Origin of the sequence: Lentzea roselyniae (assembly GCF_039537795.1) — a bacterium.
In the GTDB taxonomy this organism is placed as follows: domain Bacteria; phylum Actinomycetota; class Actinomycetes; order Mycobacteriales; family Pseudonocardiaceae; genus Lentzea; species Lentzea atacamensis.
Genome location: NZ_BAABBE010000044.1, coordinates 1 through 24628 on the forward strand (window position 1 = coordinate 1; position 24628 = coordinate 24628).

The following is a 24628-nucleotide window of genomic DNA, read 5'->3' on the forward strand; positions in this document are numbered from 1 at the left end:
TCGAGTCGCTGCACCAGACCCTGGTGGAGCACGAGGTCGAGGTCGCGGAGATCGTGCCGGGCATGCTGCTGCGCGACCTGGCCGCGCACTGCCGTGAGGCCGGGCCGGTCAAGTCGCTGCGCCTGGTCATCTCCGGCACCGACATGTGGACGCACGACGCGCTCACCGGAGCGGTCGCCGAAGTCGCCCCCAACGCCGTGCCGGGCAACGTGTTCGGTGTGACCGAGGCGGCGATCGACTCGATCTTCCACCCGGTCGGCGAGGATCACCCGGCGGCGGTGGTGCCGATCGGCAAGCCGTTGGCCGGTGCCCAGGCGTTCGTGGTGGACGGGACGCTGCGGCCGGTGCCGGTGGGTGTTCCCGGTGAGTTGCTGGTCGGCGGTGGCGGTGTGGCGCGCGGGTATGCCGGCCGTCCGGATCTGACGGCGGCACGGTTCGTGCCCGATGTGTTCGGTGGATCCGGCGGGCGGTTGTACCGGACCGGTGACCGGGCCCGGTGGCGTGCCGACGGTGTGCTCGAGTTCCTGGGCCGGGTCGACGAGCAGGTGAAGATCCGCGGCTATCGGGTCGAGCCCGGTGAGGTCGAGGTCGTCATCGGTGACCACCCCGGCGTGCGTGATGTCGTTGTGGTGGCGCGGGATGGTGGCCCGCACGGCGGCAAGCGGCTCGTCGCTTACGTGGTGGCCGAGTCCGAGGACGTCAGTGGTTCGGTGCTGCGTGCGTGGTTGCGTGAGCGCGTTCCGGATTACCTGGTGCCGTCGGTGTTCGTGGCCTTGGACCGGTTGCCGCTGACACCGAACGGGAAGGTCGACCGTCGCGGGTTGCCCGAGCCTGAGCCGGAGGCAGTCGCGGAGACCTGTGTCGCGCCCCGGACCGCCGTCGAGGAAACGCTGGCGGCGGTGTGGAGTGGCGTGCTCGGTGTCGGGCGCGTCGGCGTGCACGACAACTTCTTCGAGCTGGGCGGCGACTCGATCCTGAGCCTGCAGATCGTCGCCCGTGTGCGGGCGGCCGGTCTGGGCGTCGATGTGGCGGACGTGTTCGCCCATCAGACCATCGCAGAGCTCGCCCTCGCCGTGCGCGACACCCCTGCGGTCTCCTCGGCGGAGCAGGGCGTGGTCACCGGGCCCGTGCCGTTCACGCCGATTCAGCGGTGGTTCCTGGCTCAGGACATCCCGGACCGGGATCACTGGAACTGGTCGGGTGTGTTCGAGCTGGCGCCGGGCACCGACCCTGATCGTCTCGTGTCGGCGCTCAACGCTGTGGTGGCGCATCACGACGCGTTGCGCATCTGGTTCACGCCGGAGGGCCAGTACAACGCCGGTATCGAAGCTGCCGACGTGCGTGTCGTTGCTGTGCACGACGACGAAGTGCCTGCGGAGATGACGGCGGCCCAGAAGTCGTTGCGTCTGGCCGATGGTCCGCTCATCGCCGCCGTGTTCTTCGACCGCGGTGACGAGCCCGCGTGGCTGGGTCTGACCGTCCATCACCTGGTGATGGATGGTGTGTCGTGGAACGTGTTGCTGGAGGATCTCGACACCGCGTACCGCTCAGAGGCGTTGGGGCCCAAGACGTCCTCGTTCCAGCAGTGGGCCGAGCACCTGCTGGAACTGGACGTCGATGGCGAACGGGAGCACTGGGTCGCGGCGACGTCGGACGTGGTCGCGCTGCCGGTCGACCACGACGGACCGAACACCGAGGCGTCCGGTGCCGTGGTGCGCACCTGGCTGGACGCCGGCACCACCGCCGCCCTGTTCGGCGAGGCCCACAAGGCTTATCGGACACAGGCCAACGACCTGTTGCTCGCCGCGCTGGCGAACGTCCTGGGGGAGTGGGCCGGCACCGACCACATCACGGTCGACCTGGAGAGCCACGGCCGTGAGGGCCTGGACCTGTCACGCACGGTCGGTTGGTTCACATCGATCTTCCCGGTCCGGTTGAGCCGACACGCCGATCCGGGCGCGACGGTGAAGACGGTCAAGGAACAGCTGCGGGCGGTGCCGCGCCGTGGTGTCGGCTATGGCGTGTTGCGCTGGCTGCGGGGTGAGTTGGCCGATGCGCCGGATCGTCCGGTGCTGTTCAACTACCTCGGCGCCTTCGACGCGGTCGACTCCGTCGGCCTGATCCGCCGGGAGCTTCCGGCCGAGCTGGCCGGTCCGATGCAGGGACCCGGCGGGACCAGGGCCTACCCGCTGCAGCTCGAAGTCGTCCGCGCGGACGACGGCCGGCTGCGGATCGACTGGCTGCACAGCACGAACGTTCATCTCCCCGGCACCGTCGAGCGGGTCGCTGCCCGTTATGTCGAGGCGTTGCGCGAACTGGTGACGCACTGCCAGTCGGGAGTCGCGGGCTTCACGCCGTCGGACTTCCCCTTGGCGTCGTTGACGCAGGGCGAGGTCGACGGGCTCGCGGAGCGTTATCCGCTGGTGGATGTGTACCGGTTGGCGCCGGTGCAGTCCGGCATGTTGTTCGGTGTTGTGGGTTCGCCCGTCGACGGTCTGTACTGGGGCCAGGGCGTCTACGACATCGCCGGTCCTGTCGACGCCGAGCGACTGGCACGGGCGTGGCGCGAGGTGATCGGCCGGCACGCCGCGCTGCGGAGCGGGTTCGTGTGGGAAGGCGTCAGCGAGCCGGTGCAGGTCGTCCTGGCGGACGTCGAGGTTCCGCTGCAGCTGCGCGACTGGTCCGATCTCGACGGGGACACCCAGCAGTCACGGCTGCGCGAGTTGCTGGCCGAGGACCGGGCGCTGGGCTTCGACCTGGCGGCGCCGCCGTTGACGCGGCTGTACCTGGTGGACCGCGGCAAAGGTCGCCTTTGGCTGGTGTGGGGGCTGTACCAGGGTTTGTGCGACGGGTGGAGCCTTCCCGTAGTGGTGGACGAGGTGTTCGCCGCCTACGACGGCGAGACCCTGGCTCCGGCGCGGCCGTACCGGGAGTTCATCGGCTGGCTGGACGGGCGTGATCCGGACGAGTCCGAGGGTTTCTGGCGCACCTACCTGGACGGGTTCGAGGCGCCCACTCCGTTGCCCGTGGATCGGCTGGCGGCGAGCCATTACGCACAGGATCGCCGCAAGACGATGCTGGACGAGGGCGTCACCACCAGGCTGGTGGAGCTGGCGCGGCGTGAGCGCGTGACGTTGTCGACGGTGGTGCAGGCGGCGTGGGCGAAGGTGTTGTCCGCGTCGTCGGGTGAGGACGACGTGGTGTTCGGGCTGACGGTGTCGGGTCGTCCGGCTGAGCTGGCCGGGGTGGAGTCGATGGTCGGCTTGTTCATCAACACGTTGCCCGTGCGGGCTGTGCCGGTCGACACGCCGTTTGCGTCGTGGTTGCACGAGCTGCAGGACAACCAGGTCGCGCTGCAACGGTTCGAGTACACGCCACTGGTGGATGTGCAGCGGTGGTCGGCTGTTCCGGGTGGCCGCGCCCTTTTCGACTCCATCGTCGTGTTCGGCAACTACCCGCACCAGGACCTGCCGGACGACCTGGCCGCCGGCTACGCCACCGTCGACTCGGTGGAGCAGGGCAACTACCCGCTCACCTTCGCGGTCGACCTGGAACGCCGCCTGCGCATCGAGGCTGAGTTCTCCACGGCCGCCTTCGAGGCGGTCACGGTCGAGCGGATCCTCGACCAGCTGGTGGTCGTGCTCACCGCGGTGGCGGAACGGCCGGAGCTCGCGGTCGTGGACGTGCCGTTGCAGCGCCCGGAGCAGGCGGCGCAGCTCGTGGCGTGGGGCGAGACCCCGGTTCCGGTCGCCGAGGCGTCCGTCCCCGAGCTGATCCACAGCTGGGCGGACAGTGCCGAGGTTGCCGTGGTGTGCGGCGACGAGCGCCTGACGTTCGCCGAGCTGGACGCCCGCTCCGCTGGTCTGGCGGCACGGCTGCGGCAGGCCGGGGTGACGGTGGAGTCGCCGGTCGCGGTGTTGGTGCCGCGTGGGATTGAGCTGGCGGTGGCGTTCCAGGGCGTGTTGCGCAGTAGTGGCGTGTATGTGCCGATCAATCCCGGTCTGCCCGCCGAACGCCTCGCGTTCCTCCTCGAGGACGTTGGTGCGGTCGCCGCGGTCACGACTTCGGCCCTGGCCGGTGAGCTGGCCGCGTTCAGCGGCGAAGTGCTGGTGATGGACGACACGGTCCTCGATGCGCTGTCGGTGCACATGAACCCTGATGCGTTGGCGTACATCGCTTACACGTCGGGTTCGACCGGCCGTCCCAAGGGTGTGGCGGTGACGCATCGCGCGTTGTCGTCCTATGTGGCTGGTTGGCGTGATGGCCTGCGCGCGTTGGGTGGGCCGGGCACGGTGTTGTCGATGTCGGGTCCGGGTTTCGACGTGTCGATCGGTGACATGACTCGTGCCCTGGCGTTTGGCCAGACGGTGGTGTTCCTGCCGCACGACGAGCATGTGTCGGTGGAGTCGCTGCACGCCACGTTGGTCGAGCACCAGATCGAAGTGGCCGAGATCGTTCCCGGCATGCTCCTGCGCGATCTGGCGGCGCACTGCCGGGTGGCGGGGCCGGTCGAGAGTCTGCGGTTGGTGATCTCGGGTACGGACATGTGGACGCACGACGCGCTCACGAGTGCGGTTGCCGAAGTCGCTCCCAACGCCGTGCCGGGCAACGTGTTCGGTGTGACCGAGGCGGCCATCGACTCGATCTTCCACGCCGTGATCGAGGACGACCCCGTGGCAGTGGTGCCCATCGGTACTCCGCTGGCCGGTGCCCGCGCTGTGGTGGTCGATTCGGCGATGCGGCCCGTTCCCATCGGTGTTCCGGGTGAGCTGTTGGTCGGTGGTGCCGGTGTGGCGCGTGGCTACCTGGGCCGTCCCGGCCTGACCGCCACGAGGTTCGTTCCCGACTTGTTCGGTGCGGCCGGTGGCCGGCTCTACCGGACCGGTGACCGGGCGCGGTGGCGTGCGGACGGCACGATCGAGTTCCTCGGCCGGGTCGATGAGCAGGTGAAGATCCGCGGCTACCGCGTCGAGCCCGGCGAGGTCGAGGTCGTCATCGGTGACCACCCCGGCGTGCGTGATGTCGTCGTGGTGGCGCGGGATGGCGGTCCGCACGGCGGCAAGCGGCTCGTGGCTTATGTCGTGGCCGAGTCCGAGGACGTCAGTGGTTCGGTGTTGCGGGCGTGGTTGCGAGAACGCGTTCCGGACTACCTTGTGCCGTCTGTGTTCGTGGCGCTGGAACGGTTGCCGCTGACGCCGAACGGCAAGGTTGATCGAAGAGGCCTTCCCCACCCTGAGCCCGAGACAGCCGGTGAGGCGTATGTCGCACCGCGGACCGCTGCCGAAGAGACCCTCGCGGCCGTGTGGAGTGGCGTGCTCGGTGTCGAGCGCGTCGGCGTGCACGACAACTTCTTCGAGCTGGGCGGGGATTCGATCCTGAGCCTGCAGATCGTCGCTCGCGTTCGTGCCGCTGGTCTGGGTGTCGATGTGGCGGACGTGTTCGCCCACCAGACGGTCGCCGAGCTGGCGGGCGTCGTGCGCGACACGCCCTCGGTGACCCTGGCTGACCAGGGGGTGGTGACCGGCCCTGTTCCGCTGACGCCGATCCAGCACTGGTTCCTGGCCGAGGACATCCCGAACCGGGACCACTGGAACTGGTCCGGCATGTTCGAACTGGCACCGGGCACCGATCCCGATCGTCTGAGCCGGGCGCTCGATGTCCTTGTCGCGCACCACGATGCGTTGCGGATCCGGCTCGACGCCAATGGGCAGTACAACGCACCGGTCGACGGCGGCAGCGTGTTGCGCGTCGTCGAGGTTGCCGACGACGAGGCTGTGGTGGCGCACATGACCGCCGCGCAGACGTCCTTGCGTCTGGTCGATGGTCCGCTCATCGCCGCCGTGTTCTTCGATCGTGGTTCGCAGCCTGCGTGGCTCGGTCTGACCGTTCACCACCTGGTGATGGACGGGGTGTCGTGGAACGTGTTGCTGGAGGACCTCGACACGGCTTGTGCAGGCCGGGCGCTCGGGCCGAAGACGACGTCGTTCCAGCAATGGGCCGAGGTCCTGCGGGAGCTGGACGCGCAGGCGGAGCGGGAGACCTGGCTGGCCCAGACCGCGGACGTGGTGGCACTGCCGCAGGACCGCCAAGGGCTCAACACCGAGACTTCGGCCGGTGTCGTGCGGTCGTGGCTCGACCCCGAGACCACCGCCGCGCTGCTGGGCGACGCTCACCGCGCCTACCGCACCCAGGGCAACGACCTGCTGCTCGCCGCTCTCGCCCAGGCGCTGGGGGAGTGGGCGGGTACCGGCCACGTGACGGTGGACCTGGAAAGCCACGGCCGTGAGGCGGTGGCGGACGGCGTCGACCTGTCGCGCACCGTCGGGTACTTCACGTCGATCTTCCCGGTGCGCCTCACCCACGAGGACGATCCAGCGGCGGCGATCAAGGCGGTCAAGGAGGAGCTGCGATCAGTGCCGCGCCGTGGTGTCGGCTATGGCGTGTTGCGCTGGCTGCAGAACGACCTGGCCGATGCTCCCGATCGGCCGGTGTTGTTCAACTACCTGGGTGCTTTCGACGCCGTCGACTCGCTCGGCCTGATCCGCCGGGAGCTCCCCGCCGAGCTGGCCGGCCCGAGCGAGGGCCCCGGCGGGACCCGTTCGCACGTCCTGCAGATCGAAGCCCAGCAGGACACCGACGGACGGCTGCGGGTCGACTGGCACTTCAGCCACAACCTGCACGACACCGTCACCGTCGAACGGGTTGCGGCGCGGTATGTCGAGGCGTTGCGTGGGTTGGTCGGGCATTGCCGGTCGGCTGGTGGGTTCACGCCGTCGGACTTCCCGTTGGCGTCGTTGACGCAGGTTGAGGTGGACGGGCTGGCGGAGCGTTATCCGCTGGTGGACGTGTACCGGTTGGCGCCGGTGCAGTCGGGCATGTTGTTCGGTGTCGCGGGTTCCCCGGTCGACGGGCTCTACTGGGGACAGGGCGTCTACGACCTCGCCGGGCCGATCGACGCGGAGCGGCTTGCCGCTGCCTGGCGGTCGGTGATCGCCCGGCACGCCGCGTTGCGCAGCGGGTTCGTGTGGGAGGGCGTCGGCGAGCCGGTGCAGATCGTGCTGGCTGACGTTGATGTCCCGCTTGAGCAGCGGGACTGGTCCGGCCTCGACGACGCGGCTCAGCAGGAGCAACTGCAGGCGCTCCTGGCGTCCGATCGCGCGCTGGGCTTCGATCTCGCCGTGCCGCCGTTGATGCGGCTGTACCTGGTCGATCGCGGCGAGGACCGGCTGTGGCTGGTGTGGGGCTTGTACCAAGGCCTGTGCGACGGGTGGAGCCTGCCCGTCGTGATGGACGAGGTGTCCGCCACCTACCAGGGCCAGTCGCTTGAGCCCGTCCGGTCCTACCGGGACTTCATCGCGTGGCTGGGCCGGCGTGACCCGTCCGAGTCCGAGGGCTTCTGGCGCACCTACCTGGACGGCTTCGAGGCCCCCACGCCACTTCCGGTCGATCGGCTGGCGAGCAGCCACTACGACCAGGACCGCCGCCGGATGCGCCTGGACGAGACCGTCACGGCCAAGCTGGTCGAGCTGGCCCGCCGCGAGCGCGTGACGCTGTCGACGGTCGTGCAGGCGGCGTGGGCACTGCTGCTGTCGACGTATTCGGGTGACGACGACGTGGTGTTCGGCCTGACAGTCTCGGGCCGTCCTGCTGAGCTGGCCGGGGTCGAGTCGATGGTCGGCCTGTTCATCAACACGCTGCCCGTGCGGGCAGCGGTGCCGGGCGACACGTCGTTCGCCGAGTGGTTGCCTTCGCTGCAGGACAACCAGGTTGCGCTGCAACGGTTCGAGTACACGCCGTTGGTGGACGTGCAGCGGTGGTCGGCCGTTCCGCACGGTCGTGCGTTGTTCGATTCCATCGTGGTGTTCGGCAACTATCCGCAGGAAGAGTTGCCGGAAGACCTGAGTGGCTTGCAGGCCGCCGACTCGGTCGAGCAGGGCAACTACCCGCTCACCTTCGCCGTCGACCTCGAACGCACGCTGCGTGTGGAGGCGGAGTTCTCGACGGCGGCGTTCGACGCGGTCACGGTCGAGCGGATCCTCGACCAGCTCGCTGTTGTGCTCACCGCGGTCGCGGAACGGCCTGAGCTGGCGGTGCGGGACGTGCCGTTGCAGCGTCCCGAGCAGGCTGCCGAATTGGTGGCGTGGGGTGCCACCCCGGTGCCTGTTGCCGAGCGGCCGGTGCCGGATCTGATCGACGACTGGGCGCGGACCTCGGCCGAGGTTGCCGTGATCTGCGGGGACGAGCGGCTCACGTTCGCCGAGCTGGGCACGCGGGCCGATGCGCTGGCTGCTCGGCTTCAGCAGGCCGGGGTGACCGTGGCGTCGCCGGTGGCGGTGTTGGTGCCGCGTGGGATCGAGCTGGCGGTGGCGTTCCAGGGTGTGCTGCGTTCTGGTGGCGTGTACGTGCCGATCAACCCCGGTCTGCCTGCTGAGCGTTTGGCGTTTTTGCTGGCTGATGCCGGTGTGGTTGCTGCTGTGACGACGTCGGTTCTGGCGGGGGAGTTGTCCGGGTTCGCGGGCGAAGTCCTGCTGCTGGACGAGATGTCCGGGGTCTCGGACGAGCCGCTCGCGCCGGTCGACCCCAACGCGTTGGCGTACATCGCCTACACGTCGGGCTCGACGGGGCGGCCCAAGGGCGTGGCGGTGACGCATCGCGCGTTGTCGTCGTACGTGGCCGGTTGGCGTGACGGTCTCGCCGCGTTGGGTGGTCCGGGCACCGTGCTGTCCATGTCCGGCCCTGGCTTTGACGTGTCCATCGGGGACATGACTCGCGCGTTGGCGTTCGGCCGGACGGTGGTGTTCCTGCCGCACGACGAGCACGTGACGGTCGAGTCGCTGCACCAGACCCTGGTGGAGCACGAGGTCGAGGTCGCGGAGATCGTGCCGGGCATGCTGCTGCGCGACCTGGCCGCGCACTGCCGTGAGGCCGGGCCGGTCAAGTCGCTGCGCCTGGTGATCTCGGGTACGGACATGTGGACGCACGACGCGCTCACCACCGCAGTTGCCGAAGTCGCCCCCAACGCCGTGCCGGGCAACGTGTTCGGCGTGACCGAGGCGGCGATCGACTCGATCTTCCACGCCGTGACGGATGATCACCCCGCGGCCGTGGTGCCGATCGGTACGCCGTTGGCCGGTGCACAGGCGTTCGTGGTGGACGGCTCGTTCTGGCCGGCACCGGTGGGTGTGCCGGGCGAGCTGCTGGTCGGCGGTCCCGGTCTGGCTCAGAGCTATGTGGGCCGCCCGGACCTGACAGCCGAGCGATTCGTGCCCGATGTGTTCGGTGGATCCGGCGGGCGGTTGTACCGGACCGGTGACCGGGCTCGGTGGCGTGCGGACGGGACCATCGAGTTCCTGGGCCGGGTCGATGAGCAGGTGAAGATCCGTGGTTACCGGGTTGAGCCGGGCGAGGTCGAGGTCGTCATCGGTGATCACTCGGACGTGCGTGATGTCGTTGTGGTGGCTCGTGATGGCGGCCCGCACGGTGGCAAGCGACTCGTGGCTTACGTGGTCGCTGAGGGTGGAGACGTCAGTGGGTCGGTGTTGCGGGCGTGGTTGCGAGAACGCGTTCCGGACTATCTCGTGCCGTCGGTGTTCGTGGCGCTGGAGCGGCTGCCGCTGACGCCGAACGGGAAGGTTGATCGGCGAGGGCTGCCCGATCCCGAGCCCGAGACGGCCGGTGAGGCGCATGTCGCGCCCCGGAGCGTTGCCGAGGAGACCCTCGCGGCGGTGTGGTCGCAGGTGCTCGGTGTCGAGCGTGTTGGCGTGCACGACAACTTCTTCGAGCTCGGTGGCGATTCGATCCTGAGCCTGCAGATCGTGGCTCGGGCTCGCGCGGCCGGTCTGGGTGTCGATGTGGCGGACGTGTTCGCCCATCAGACCATCGCCGAGCTGGCTCTGGCCGTCCGGAAGGCTCCGGAGGCGACGCTTGCTGAGCAGGGTGTGGTCACCGGTCCGGTGCCGTTCACGCCGATCCAGCGCTGGTTCCTGGCTCAGGACATCCCGGACCGCGATCACTGGAACTGGTCGGGTGTGTTCGAGCTGGCGCCCGGCACCGATCCGGACCGGCTCGGGCGGGCACTCGATGCCGTTGTGGCCCACCACGATGCGCTGCGGATCAGGTTCGACGCCGATGGTCAGTACAACGCGCCGGTCGACGGTGGCGGGTTCTTGCGCGTTGCCGATGACCAGGACGTGGTCGCGCACATGACGGCAGCGCAGAAGTCGTTGCGTCTCGCCGATGGTCCGCTTCTGGCTGCCGTCTTCTTCGATCGCGGTGACGAGCCTGCGTGGCTTGGCCTGACCGTGCACCACCTGGTGATGGACGGCGTGTCGTGGAATCTCCTGCTGGAGGACCTCGACACCGCCTACCGCGGTGGGACGCTCGCGCCGAAGACGACCTCGTTCAAGGCGTGGTCCGAACAGCTCCAGACCCTCGACGCCGGCGGCGAACGTGCGCATTGGGTTGCGGCGACCACGGACGTCACGGCCGTCCCGGTGGACGGGCGCGGTCCGAACACGGAGGCGTCCAGTGCGGTCGTGCAGTCGTGGCTGGATGCCGAGACGACTACGGCGCTTCTGGGCGAGGCGCACAAGGCGTACCGCACGCAGGGCCACGACCTGCTGCTGACCGCTCTTGCCCAGACCCTGGGCGAGTGGGCTGGTGGTGACCACGTCACCGTGGACTTGGAGAGCCACGGCCGTGAGGGTGCGGATCTGTCGCGCACGGTCGGCTGGTTCACGTCGATCTTCCCGGTGCGCCTCACGAGCCGGCGTGATCCGTCGGCGGCGATCAAGACGGTGAAGGAAGAGCTGCGATCAGTGCCGCGCCGCGGTGTCGGCTATGGCGTGTTGCGCTGGCTGCAGGGCGAACTGGCCAGTGCGCCGGATCGGCCGGTGTTGTTCAACTACCTGGGTGCCTTCGACGCCGTCGACACGGCCGGGCTGATTCGCCGGGAACTTCCCGCCGAGCTGGCCGGACCGAGTGAAGGCGAGGGCGGGACGCGATCGCACCTGCTGCAGCTCGAAGTGCAGCAGGGTGCGGATGGGCGGTTGTCCATCGAGTGGTTCCACTCCACCAACCTGCACGACACCGCCACCGTCGAACGGGTTGCGGGGCGGTATGTCGAGGCGTTGCGTGGGTTGGTCGGGCATTGCCGGTCGGCTGGTGGGTTCACGCCGTCGGACTTCCCGTTGGCGTCGTTGACGCAGGGTGAGGTGGATGGGCTGGCGGAGCGTTATCCGCTGGTGGACGTGTACCGGTTGGCGCCGGTGCAGTCGGGCATGTTGTTCGGTGTTGTGGGTGCTCCTGTCGACGGGCTCTACTGGGGACAGGGCGTTTACGACCTCGCCGGTCAGATCGACGCGGCGAGGCTGGCGGCGGCCTGGCGTGAAGTCGTTGCCCGGCACGCACCTCTGCGCAGCGGTTTCGTGTGGGAAGGCGTCAGCGAACCGGTGCAGGTCGTGCTGGCCGAGGTCGACGTGCCGTTGACGACTCACGACTGGTCAGGACTCGATGAGGCTGCACAACAGATGCGGTTGCAGGAATTGCTGGCGGAGGACCGCGCGCTCGGGTTCGATCTCGCTCGCCCGCCGCTCACCCGCCTCTACCTCGTCGACCGCGGCGACGGGCGGAACTGGCTCGTTTGGGGGCTGTACCAGGGCTTGTGCGACGGGTGGAGTCTGCCCGTCGTCATGGACGAGGTGTCCGCCGCCTATCAACGGCAGTCTCTGCCACCGGCGCGGCCGTACCGCGACTACATCGCCTGGCTCGGCCAGCGCGATCCCGCTGACACCGAAGGGTTCTGGCGCACGAACCTCGACGGCTTCGAGGCTCCGACTCCGCTGCCCGCCGATCGGTTGGCGGCGAGCCACTACGACCAGGATCGGCGGCGTACGCACCTGAGCGAGGGTGTGACGGCCGGGCTGGTGGAGCTGGCGCGGCGTGAGCATGTGACGTTGTCGACGGTGGTGCAGGCGGCGTGGGCGAAGGTGTTGTCCGCGTCGTCGGGTGAGGACGACGTGGTGTTCGGGCTGACGGTGTCGGGTCGTCCGGCTGAGCTGGCCGGGGTGGAGTCGATGGTCGGCTTGTTCATCAACACGTTGCCCGTGCGGGCTGTGGTGCCGGTCGACACGCCGTTTGCGTCGTGGTTGCACGAGCTGCAGGACAACCAGGTCGCGCTGCAACGGTTCGAGTACACGCCACTCGTTGACGTGCAGCGCTGGTCTGCGGTGCCGCACGGTCGCGCGTTGTTCGACAGCATCGTGGTGTTCGGCAATTTCCCGCAGGAGGAGCAGCCGGAAGACCTCGGCGGGGTGCAGGCCGTCGAGTCGGTGGAGCAGGGCAACTACCCGCTCACCTTCGCGGTCGACCTGGAGACGACGCTCAAGATCGAAGCCGAGTTCTCGACGGCCGCGTTCGACGCGGTGACAGTCGAGCGGATCCTCGACCAACTGGTGGTCGTGCTCACGGCGGTGGCGGAACGGCCGGGGCTCGCCATCGGCGACGTGCCGTTGCAGCGTCCCGAGCAGGCGGCGGAGTTGGTCGCGTGGGGGAGAACACCGGAACCTGCCGCCGAACCGCCGGTGCCCGACCTGATCGACAGCTGGGCTCACACCACCCCTGACGCCGTGGCAGTGGTGTGCGGCGAGGACAGCCTCACGTTCGCCCAGTTGCGGGCGCGGGCCGACGCACTGGCGGGACGGCTGCAGCGGGCGGGGGTGACGGTGGAGTCGCCGGTGGCGGTGCTGGTGCCGCGCGGGATCGACCTGGCCGTGGCCTTCCACGGCGTGTTGCGCAGCGGTGGCGCGTATGTGCCGATCAACCCCGGTCTGCCCGCCGAGCGCCTCACGTTCCTCCTCGAGGACGTTGGTGCGGTCGCCGCGGTCACGACGGAGGATCTCGTCGGTGAGCTGGCAGGGTTCGCCGGCGAGGTGCTGGAGCTGGATGACGACGTCACCTCGGCGGGGACTCGCCTCGTCAAGCGCGATGCGTTGGCGTACATCGCTTACACGTCAGGTTCGACTGGTCGGCCCAAGGGCGTGGCGGTGACGCACGCCGCCTTGTCGTCCTATGTGGCCGGTTGGCGTGATGGTCTGGCCGTGTTGGGCGGCCCCGGCACGGTGTTGTCGATGTCCGGTCCGGGCTTCGACGTGTCGATCGGTGACATGACGCGTGCCCTGGCGTTTGGTCAGACGGTGGTGTTCTTGCCGCACGACGAGCACGTGACGGTGGAGTCGTTGCACCAGACCCTGGTCGCCCATGAGGTCGAGGTCGCGGAGATCGTGCCGGGCATGCTCCTGCGCGACTTGGCGGCGCACTGCCGGATCGCTGGTCCTGTCGAGAGCCTGCGTTTGGTGATCTCGGGTACGGACATGTGGACGCACGACGCGCTCACGAGTGCGGTGGCTGAAGTGGCGCCGAATGCGGTGCCGGGCAACGTGTTCGGCGTGACCGAGGCGGCGATCGACTCGATCTTCCACGCCGTGACGGATGATCACCCTGCGGCCGTGGTGCCGATCGGTACGCCGTTGGCCGGTGCACAGGCCTTCGTGGTGGACGGGTCGTTCCGGCCGGCACCGGTGGGTGTGCCGGGTGAGCTGCTGGTCGGCGGTCCTGGTGTGGCGCGTGGGTACGTGGGCCGCCCGGACCTGACCGCGGAGCGGTTCGTGCCTGACGTGTTCACGGGCTCTGGCCAGCGTCTGTACCGCACTGGTGACCGGGCGCGGTGGTGTGCGGACGGCACGATCGAGTTCCTGGGCCGGGTCGACGAGCAGGTGAAGATCCGTGGTTATCGGGTCGAACCCGGTGAGGTCGAGGTGGTCATCGGTGATTACCCCGACGTGCGTGATGTTGTTGTGGTGGCGCGGAATGGCGGTCCGCACGGTGGCAAGCGCCTGGTCGCCTACGTTGTGGCGGAAGGGGAGTTCAGCGCGAAGGTCCTGCGGGACTGGTTGCGTGAGCGGGTGCCGGACTACCTGGTGCCGTCGGTGTTCGTGCCGCTGGATCGGCTGCCGCTGACGCCGAACGGGAAGGTCGACCGCCGGGGTCTGCCCGACCCCGAACCCGAGACGACCGGCGAGGCGTATGTCGCGCCCCGCAACGCTGCTGAGGAAACGCTGGCGGCGGTGTGGAGTGGCGTGCTGGGTGTCGAGCGCGTCGGCGTGCACGACAACTTCTTCGAGCTGGGCGGCGACTCGATCCTGAGCTTGCAGGTCGTCGCCCGTGTTCGCGCGGCCGGTCTGGGTGTGGATGTGGCGGACGTGTTCGCCCACCAGACGGTTGCCGAACTCGCCCTGGCGGTGCGGGACACCCCCGCGGTGTCCTCGGCGGAGCAGGGTGTGATCACCGGGCCCATCCCGTTCACACCGATTCAGCACTGGTTCCTGACGCAGGACATCCCGAACCGGGACCACTGGAACTGGTCGGGTGTGTTCGAACTGGCTGCCGGCACCGATCCCGATCGCCTTGCGTCGGCGCTCAATGCCGTGGTGGCGCACCACGACGCGTTGCGCATCCGGTTCACACCGGATGAGCAGCACAACGCCGGCATCGAGCCTGTTGACCTGCGGGTTGTTGCTGTGCATGACGATGAAGTGTCCGCGGAGATGACGACGGCGCAGAAGTCGTTGCGTCTGGCCGATGGTCCGCTTCTGGCTGCGGTCTTCTTCGACCGTGGTGACGAGCCCGCGTGGCTTGGTCTGACCGTTCATCACCTGGTGATGGACGGGGTGTCGTGGAACGTGTTGCTGGAGGACCTCGACACCGCCTACGACGGCGGATCGCTCGGGCCGAAGACGACGTCGTTCCAGCAGTGGGCACAGCAGTTGCAGGACGACGACGCCAGCGCCGAGCGCGACCACTGGATCGCCGCGACCGCGGACGTGCCTGCGCTTCCCGCTGATGGCGACGGCCCGAACACCGATGCGTCCGAGGCGATCGTGCAGTCGTGGCTGGACGCGGACACGACTGCGACGCTGCTCGGCGATGCGCACAAGGCGTACCGGACGCAGGGCCACGAGCTGCTGCTGACCGCTCTCGCTCAGACGCTCGGTGAGTGGGCCGGCACCGATCACGTCACCGTGGACTTGGAGAGCCACGGCCGTGAAGGTGCGGACCTGTCCCGGACGGTCGGCTGGTTCACGTCGATCTTCCCCGCCCGCCTCACCAACCAGCGTGATCCGGCGATGGCGATCAAGGCCGTCAAGGAAGACTTGCGGGCGGTACCGCGTCGTGGCGTGGGTTATGGCGTTCTGCGCTGGCTGCAGGGTGAACTGGCCGGTGCGCCGGATCGACCGGTGTTGTTCAACTACCTCGGCGCGCATGACGCCACCGGTGACGACGAGGCAGGGTTGATCCGCCGCGAGCTGGACAGCGATCTCGCCGGCCCGACCGAGGGCGAAGGCGGGACGCGATCGCACCTGTTGCAGCTCGAAGTGCAGCAGGCCGCTGACGGACGGTTGTCCATCGAGTGGTTCCACTCCACCAACCGCCACGACACCGCCACCATCGAGCGGGTTGCCGCAAGGTACGTCGAGGCGTTGCGCGAACTGGTCGAGCACTGCAGGTCGACGGCTGGTGGGTTCACGCCGTCGGACTTCCCCTTGGCATCGCTGGCCCAGCCGGAGATCGACCGGCTCGCGGAGCGTTATCCGCTGGTGGACGTGTACCGGTTGGCGCCGGTGCAGTCGGGCATGCTGTTCGGTGTCGTGGGTTCTCCCGTCGACGGCCTCTACTGGGGCCAGAGCGTCTACGACCTCGCGGGCCCGATCGACGTGGAGCGGTTCGCGGCGGCGTGGCGTGAGGTGATCGCCCGGCACGCGTCCCTGCGCAGTGGCTTCGTGTGGGAGGGCGTCGGCGAGCCGGTGCAGGTCGTGCTCGCGGACGTTGACGTTCCGCTTGAGCAGCGCGACTGGTCGGGCCTTGACGAGGCCGCACAACAGGTTCGGCTGCAGGAGTTGCTGGCGGACGATCGTGCGCTCGGGTTCGACCTGGCCCGGCCGCCGTTGATGCGGCTGTACCTGGTGGACTGCGGCAACGGGCAGAACTGGCTGATCTGGGGCCTCTACCAGGGCTTGTGCGACGGGTGGAGCCTGCCCGTCGTGATGGACGAGGTGTCCGCCGCCTACCAGGGCAGCGCGCTGGAGCCCACCCGGCCGTACCGGGACTTCATCGCGTGGCTGGACGGCCGTGACCCGGCCGAGCCGGAAGCGTTCTGGCGCACGTATCTGGGTGGCTTCGAGGCGCCGACTCCGTTGCCCGCCGATCGGTTGGCGGTGAGCCACTACGACCAGGACCGCCGGCGCACGCACCTGGACGGCAGCGTGACGGCGAGCCTGGTGGAACTGGCCCGGCGCGAGCGCGTGACGCTGTCGACGGTCGTGCAGGCCGCGTGGGCGAAGGTCCTCTCCGCGAGTTCGGGCGAGGACGACGTGGTGTTCGGCCTGACCGTCTCGGGCCGACCGGCCGAGCTGGCCGGGGTCGAGTCGATGGTCGGCCTGTTCATCAACACCCTGCCGATCCGGGCAGTCGTGCCCGCGGACGTGCCGTTCACGTCGTGGCTGCACGACCTGCGGGACAACCAGGTTGCGGTGCAACGGTTCGAGTACACGCCGCTGGTGGATGTGCAGCGCTGGTCTGCGGTGCCGCACGGTCGTGCGTTGTTCGACAGCATCGTGGTGTTCGGCAACTACCCCCAGGAGGAGCAGCCGGAGGATCTGGGCGGGGTGGACGCCGTCGAGTCGGTGGAGCAGGGCAACTACCCGCTCACCTTCGCGGTCGACCTGGAAGCCACGCTCAAGATCGAAGCAGAGTTCTCCACGGCCGCGTTCGACGCGACCACGGTCGAACGGATCCTCGACCAGCTCATGGTCGTGCTGACGGCGGTGGCCGAGCGGCCGGACCTGCCGGTTCAGGACATCCCGCTGCACCGCCCGGCCCAGGCCGCCCAGCTCGTGGAGTGGGGCAGCACGACTCCTCCTGCCGCCGAGCGGCCGGTGCCGGACCTGATCGACGACTGGGCGCGGACCTCGGCCGAGATCGCCGTGATCTGCGGGGACGAGCGGCTCACGTTCGCCGAGCTGGGTGCTCGGGCCGATGCCCTGGCCGCCCGTTTGCGCCGGGTTGGTGTGACGGTGGAGTCACCGGTGGCGGTCTTGGCGCCGCGTGGGATCGAGCTGGCGGTGGCGTTCCAGGGTGTGCTGCGTTCTGGTGGCGTGTACGTGCCGATCAACCCCGGTCTGCCTGCTGAGCGTTTGGCGTTTTTGCTGGCTGATGCCGGGGTGGTCGCTGTGGTGACGACCTCGGTTCTGGCGGGTGAGCTGGCCGGGTTCGCGGGTGAAGTCCTGTTGCTGGAGGACATGCTCGACGGCTCCGACATGCCCGGCGCCTCCGACGACCCACGCGCACCCGAGGAAGCGCCCGCCTTCTACGAGCCGCTCGACCCCAACGGCTTGGCGTACATCGCCTACACGTCGGGCTCGACGGGGCGGCCCAAGGGCGTGGCGGTGACGCATCGCGCGTTGTCGTCGTACGTGGCCGGTTGGCGTGATGGTCTGGCCGTGTTGGGCGGCCCCGGCACGGTGTTGTCGATGTCCGGTCCGGGCTTCGACGTGTCGATCGGTGACATGACGCGTGCCCTGGCCTTCGGGCAGACCGTGGTGTTCTTGCCGCACGACGAGCACGTGACGGTGGAGTCGTTGCACCAGACCCTGTTGAATCACGAGGTCGAGGTCGCGGAGATCGTGCCGGGCATGCTCCTGCGCGATCTGGCGGCGCACTGCCGCACCGCCGGGCCGGTGGAGAGCTTGCGCCTGGTCATCTCCGGCACCGATATGTGGACGCACGACGCGCTCACCACCGCAGTTGCCGAAGTCGCCCCCAACGCCGTGCCGGGCAACGTGTTCGGCGTGACCGAGGCGGCGATCGACTCGATCTTCCACCCGGTCGGCGAGGATCACCCCGCGGCCGTGGTGCCGATCGGTACGCCGTTGGCCGGTGCACAGGCGTTCGTGGTGGACGGCTCGTTGCGACCGGCACCGGTGGGTGTGCCGGGCGAGCTGCTGGTCGGCGGTCCCGGTCTGGCTCAGGGCTATGTGGGCCGCCCCGATCTGACAGCCGAGCGGTTCGTGCCCGATGTGTTCGGTGGTGCCGGCGGTCGGTTGTACCGGACCGGTGACCGGGCTCGGTGGTGTGCGGACGGCACGATCGAGTTCCTGGGCCGTGTCGACGAGCAGGTGAAGATCCGTGGTTACCGGGTCGAACCCGGCGAGGTCGAGGTCGTCATCGGTGACCACCCCGGCGTGCGTGATGTCGTCGTGGTCGCACGTGATGGCGGCCCGCACGGTGGCAAGCGACTCGTGGCTTACGTGGTCGCTGAGGGTGGAGACGTCAGTGGGTCGGTGTTGCGGGCGTGGCTACGGGAACGCGTTCCGGACTATCTCGTGCCGCCGGTGTTCGTGGCGCTGGAGCGGCTGCCGCTGACACCGAACGGGAAGGTTGATCGGCGAGGGCTGCCTGACCCCGAGCCCGAGTCGACCGGTGAGGCGTATGTCGCACCGCGGACTGCCGTCGAGGAAACGCTGGCGGCGGTGTGGAGTGGCGTGCTCGGTGTCGGGCGCGTCGGCGTGCACGACAACTTCTTCGAGCTCGGTGGCGATTCGATCCTGAGCCTGCAGATCGTCGCTCGTGCTCGCGCTGCCGGACTCGGCATCGACGTGGCCGACGTGTTCGCCCACCAGTCGGTGGCCGAGCTGGCGCCAGTGGTGCGGGACGCTCCGGCGGCGACGCTGGCGGAGCAAGGTGTGGTCACCGGTCCGGTGCCGTTCACGCCGATCCAGCGCTGGTTCCTGGCTCAGGACATCCCGGACCGCGACCACTGGAACTGGTCCGGCATGTTCGAACTGGCCCCCGGCACCGATCCGGACCGGCTCGGCCACGCACTGGACGCCGTTGTGGCCCACCACGATGCGCTGCGGATCCGCTTCAGCGCCGACAGCCAGTACAACGCGCCGGTCGACGGCGGCGGGTTCCTGCGCGTGACCGCCGACCACGATGTCGTCGCGCACATGACCGAGGCGCAGAAATCATTGCGTCTGGCCGACGGTCCACTCATCGCCGCCGTGTTCTTCGACCGCGGTGACGAGCCTGCGTGGCTCGGTCTGACCGTGCACCACCTGGTGATGGACGGCGTGTCGTGGAACATCCTGTTGGAAGACCTCGACACCGCCTACCACGGCGGGACGCTCGCGCCGAAGACGACCTCGTTCCAGCAGTGGGCACAGCAGTTGCAGGACGACGACGCCAGCGGCGAACGGGAGCACTGGGTCGCGGCAACCGCGGACGTCGTCACGCTTCCGGCCGACGGCAACGGCCCGAACACCGATGCGTCCGAGTCGATCGTGCAGTCATGGCTGGACGCGGACACGACCGCGACCCTGCTCGGCGACGCGCACAAGGCGTACCGCACGCAGGGCCACGACCTGTTGCTGGCCGCTCTCGCCCAGGCTCTGGGGGAGTGGGCCGGCTCCGACCACGTCACGGTCGACTTGGAGAGCCACGGCCGTGGGGTCGCGGACCTGTCCCGCACGGTCGGCTGGTTCACGTCGATCTTCCCCGTCCGCCTCACCGGCGAACGTGATCCGGCAGCGGCGATCAAGGCGGTGAAGGAACAACTCCGTGAGGTGCCGCGTCGTGGCGTGGGCTACGGAGTACTGCGGTGGCTGCACGGTGAACTGACCGGCGCACCAGACCGGCCGGTGTTGTTCAACTACCTCGGCGCGCATGACGCCACCGGTGACGACGAGGCAGGGTTGATCCGCCGCGAGCTGAACGGCGACCTGGCCGGCCCGAGCGAAGCCGAAGGCGGAACGCGATCGCACCTGTTGCAGCTCGAAGTGCAACAGGCCGCTGACGGACGGTTGTCCATCGAGTGGTTCCACTCCACCAACCGCCACGACACCGCCACCGTAGAACGGGTTGCGGCGCGGTACGTCGAGGCGTTGCGTGAGCTAGCCGAGCACTGCAGGTCGACGGCTGGTGGGTTCACGCCGTCGGACTTCCCGCTGGCGACCCTCACGCAGGACGAGATCGACGGGCTCGTGGCGAGCTGTCCGTCGCTTGTGGACGCTTACCAGCTGGCGCCGGTGCAGTCGGGCATGTTGTTCGGTGTCGTCGGCGCCCCGGACGAAGGGGACGGCCTCTACTGGGGACAGGGCGTCTACGACCTCGCCGGTCAGATCGACGCGGCGAGGCTGGCGGCGGCCTGGCGTCAGGTGATCGCCCGGCACGCTGCACTGCGGAGCGGGTTCGTGTGGGAGGGCGTCAGCGAGCCGGTGCAGATCGTGCTCACCGACGTTGATGTCCCGCTCGAGCAGCGCGACTGGTCGGGTCTCGACGAGGCCGCACAACAGGTTCGGCTGCAGGAGCTGCTGGCGGACGATCGTGCGCTTGGTTTCGACCTGGCCCGCCCACCGCTCACACGCCTCTACCTCGTCGACCGCGGCAACGGGCAGAACTGGCTCATCTGGGGCCTCTACCAGGGCTTGTGCGACGGGTGGAGCCTGCCCGTCGTCATGGACGAGGTGTCCGCCGCCTACCAACGGCAGTCTCTGCCACCGGCGCGGCCCTACCGCGACTACATCGCCTGGCTCGGCCAGCGCGATCCCGCTGACACCGAAGGGTTCTGGCGCACCTACCTCGGCGGCTTCGAGGCGCCCACGGCACTGCCGGTGGACCGCCTGGCCGCGAGCCACTACGCCCAGGACCGGCGGCGCACGCACCTCGACGAGGACGCCACCACCAGGCTCGTGGAGCTGGCACGGCGTGAGCGCGTCACGTTGTCGACGGTCGTGCAGGCGGCGTGGGCGAAGGTGCTCTCCGCGAGCTCGGGTGAGGACGACGTGGTGTTCGGCCTGACCGTCTCGGGCCGCCCCGCAGACCTGGCCGGGGTCGAGTCGATGGTCGGACTGTTCATCAACACGCTGCCCGTGCGTGCCGTCGTGCCCATGGACACGCCGTTCACGTCGTGGCTGCATGAACTGCGGGACAACCAGATCGCGCTGCAACGGTACGAGTTCACGCCGCTGGTCGACGTGCAACGGTGGTCCGCTGTGCCGCACGGCCGCGGGTTGTTCGACAGCATCGTCGTGTTCGGCAACTACCCGCAGGAGGAAGCACCCGCCGACGTCGGCGAGGACTGGGCAGACGCCGTCGAGTCCGTCGAGCAGGGCAACTACCCGCTCACCTTCGCGGTCGACCTGGAAGCCACGCTCAAGATCGAAGCAGAGTTCTCCACGGCCGCGTTCGACGCCACCACCGTCGAACGCGTTCTCGACCAGCTCGTCGTCGTCCTCACCGCCGTCGCGCACGACCCGGAGCTGGCCGTCGCCGACCTGCCGCTGCAGCGCCCGGAGCAGGCGGCACAGCTCGTGGCGTGGGGCGAGACTTCCACGCCGGCCGCCGAACTGCCGGTACCCGACCTGATCCGGAGCTGGGCGCACACCGGCGCCGTGGCCGCGAAGTGCGGCGGCGAGCGCCTGACGTTCGCCGAGCTGGACGCCCGGTCTGCCAGCCTGGCTGCACGCCTGCAGCAGGCCGGGGTGACGGTGGAGTCGCCGGTCGCCGTGCTGGTCCCACGCGGGGTCGAGCTCGCGGTGGCTTTCCAGGGTGTGTTGCGCAGCGGTGGTGTGTACGTGCCGATCAACCCTGGTCTGCCCGCCGAACGACTCGCGTTCCTGCTGGCCGATGCGGGTGCGGTTGCCGCGGTCACGACCACTGTTCTCGCCGGTGAGCTGGCCGCGTTCAGCGGCCCGGTGCTCGTGCCGGACGACACGGTCCTCGACCCGTCGCCGGTGCGGATCGACCCCGATGCGTTGGCGTACATCGCTTACACGTCCGGATCGACCGGCCGGCCCAAGGGTGTCGCGGTGACGCACGGCGCATTGTCGTCGTACGTCGCGGGATGGCGCGCCGGGCTCGCCGATGTGGGTGGTCCGGGGGTGGTGTTGTCGATGTCCGGTCCGGGCTTCGACGTGTCCATCGGCGACATGACCCGCGCGTTGGCGTTCGGGCAGACGGTGGTGTTCCTGCCGCACGACGAACACGTGTCCGTGGAATCGTTGCACGGCACGCTGAGCGGTGACGGCGTGGCGATCGCCGAGATCGTGCCGGGCATGCTGTTGCGCGACCTGGCGGCGCACTGCCGCACCGCAGGTCCCGTGGAAAGCCTGCGGTTGGTGATCTCGGGTACGGACATGTGGACGCACGACGCACTCACCACGGCAGTGGCCGAGGTGGCGCCGAACGCGGTGCCGGGCAACGTGTTCGGCGTGACCGAGGCGGCCATCGACTCGATCTTCCACCCGGTCGGGGACGACCACCCGCACGCCGTCGTGCCCATCGGCACACCGCTCGCCGGCGCCCGCGCCGTCATCGTCGACGACGCGCTGCGCCCGGCTCCCGTCGGCGTCCCGGGTGAGCTGCTCGTCGGTGGTCCCGGTGTGGCACGCGGCTACGTGAACCGGCCCGACCTGACCGCGGAACGGTTCGTGCCGGACATCTTCGGTGTGGCTGGCGGCCGGTTGTACCGGACCGGTGACCGGGCGCGGTGGCGTGCGGACGGCACGATCGAGTTCCTGGGCCGCGTGGACGAGCAGGTCAAGATCCGCGGCTACCGGGTCGAACCCGGCGAGGTCGAGGTGGTCATCGGTGATCACCCGGACGTGCGTGATGTTGTTGTGGTGGCGCGGAATGGCGGTCCGCACGGTGGCAAGCGCCTGGTCGCCTACGTTGTGGCGGAAGGGGAGTTCAGCGCGAAGGTCCTGCGGGACTGGTTGCGTGAGCGGGTGCCGGACTACCTGGTGCCGTCGGTGTTCGTGCCGCTGGACAGGTTGCCCCTCACCCCGAACGGGAAGGTCGACCGCAAGGGCCTGCCCGACCCCGAACCCGAGAGCGCGGCAGAGGTCTTCGAAGCGCCCCGAACGTCCGTTGAGGACACTCTCGCGGCGGTGTGGTCGCAGGTGCTGGGCCTCGAACGGGTGGGAGTGCACGACAACTTCTTCGAGCTGGGCGGCGACTCGATCCTGAGCCTGCAGATCGTCGCCAGGACCAGGGCCGCCGGGCTGGGCGTGGACGTGGCGGACGTGTTCGCCCACCAGACCATCGCCGAGCTCGCCCCCGTCGTGAGCGACACCCCCGCGCTGACGCTGGCCGAACAGGGCGTCGTCACCGGTCCGGTCCCGCTCACGCCGATCCAGCACTGGTTCGTCGAGCAGAACATCCCAGACCGCGACCACTGGAACTGGTCGGGCGTGTTCGAGCTGGCGACCGGCACCGACCCGGACCGGCTCGCGCGGGCACTGGACGCCGTCGTGGGCCACCACGATGCCCTGCGCATCAGGTTCCGCCAGGACGGGGACACCCGGGTCCAGGACAATGACGGCGAGCTGAGCCAGGTTCTCCGCGTCGTCACGGTCAAGGACGACGACGAGGTCATCGCGCACATGACCGAGGCGCAGACGTCGTTGCGCCTGGCGGACGGCCCGCTGGTGGCCGCGGTCTACTTCGACCGCGGCGCCGCCCCGGCCTGGCTGGGGCTCACCGCGCACCACTTCGTCATGGACGGCGTGGCGTGGAACATCCTGCTGGAGGACCTCGACACGGCCTACCAGGCAGGGCCGGAAGCGTTGGGGCCCAAGACGACCTCGTTCCAGCAGTGGGCCGAGGTGCTGCACGACGACAACCCCGAAGCCGAACGCGACCACTGGGCCGCGCAGACCGAGCGGGTCACCGCGGTGCCAGTCGACGGCCACGGGGCCAACACCGAGGAGTCGGCCGACACCGTCCGCACCTGGCTCGACGCGAAGTCGACCGAGGTGCTGCTGGGTGAGGCCCACAAGGCCTATCGCACCCAGATCAACGACCTGCTGCTGGCCGCCCTGCTGAAAACGCTGGGCGAGTGGGCAGGCACCGGCGATGTCACGATCGACCTGGAGAGCCACGGCCGCGAGGCGATCGCCGACGGCGTCGACCTGTCCCGCACCGTCGGGTGGTTCACGTCGATCTTCCCGGTTCGCCTGCGCCACCGGCGTCTCGGCGACAGCGGCGAGCTGATCAAAGCGGTCAAGGAGCAGTTGCGGGCCGTACCGCGCCGCGGTGTCGGCTACGGGATTCTCCGTTACCTGCGACGCGACGACCGCCTGGTCGACGCGCCCGCGCGGCCGGTTCTGTTCAACTACCTCGGCGCGTTCGACGCCGCGGGCGACGACGCGGTGGGGCTGATCCGCAGGGAGCTGCCCGCCGACCTGTGCGGCCCGACGGAGAACGAGCAGGGGAACCGGTCGCACCTGCTGCAGATCGAAGCCGAGCAGACCTCGGACGGTCGCCTGCTGGTCGAGTGGTACTTCAGCACCAACGTGCACAGGCCGGCGACTGTCGAACGGCTCGCGACGCGGTACGTGAACGCGTTGCGCGAGCTGGTCGAGCACTGCCAGTCCGGAGCCGGCGGAGTGACCCCGTCCGACTTCCCACTGGCCAACATCGATCAGGCGAGCCTCGCCGCCGTGCTCAAGCAGATGGGCGGGTGATCGCGCCAGAACGAGGCACCCAAGAAAGAGGGAGCATCTAGCGCACCGGC

The 24628-nt window shown here is 69.2% G+C and carries 1 protein-coding gene; it reads left to right on the plus strand.

All coding sequences use genetic code 11. The annotated features are described in order from the left end of the window. Positions 1-20 precede the first annotated feature (20 nt). Positions 21-24578, plus strand: coding sequence for a non-ribosomal peptide synthase/polyketide synthase (locus ABFX45_RS41765; protein WP_346136501.1), 24558 nt, complete (start codon positions 21-23; stop codon positions 24576-24578). Positions 24579-24628: the final 50 nt, after the last annotated feature.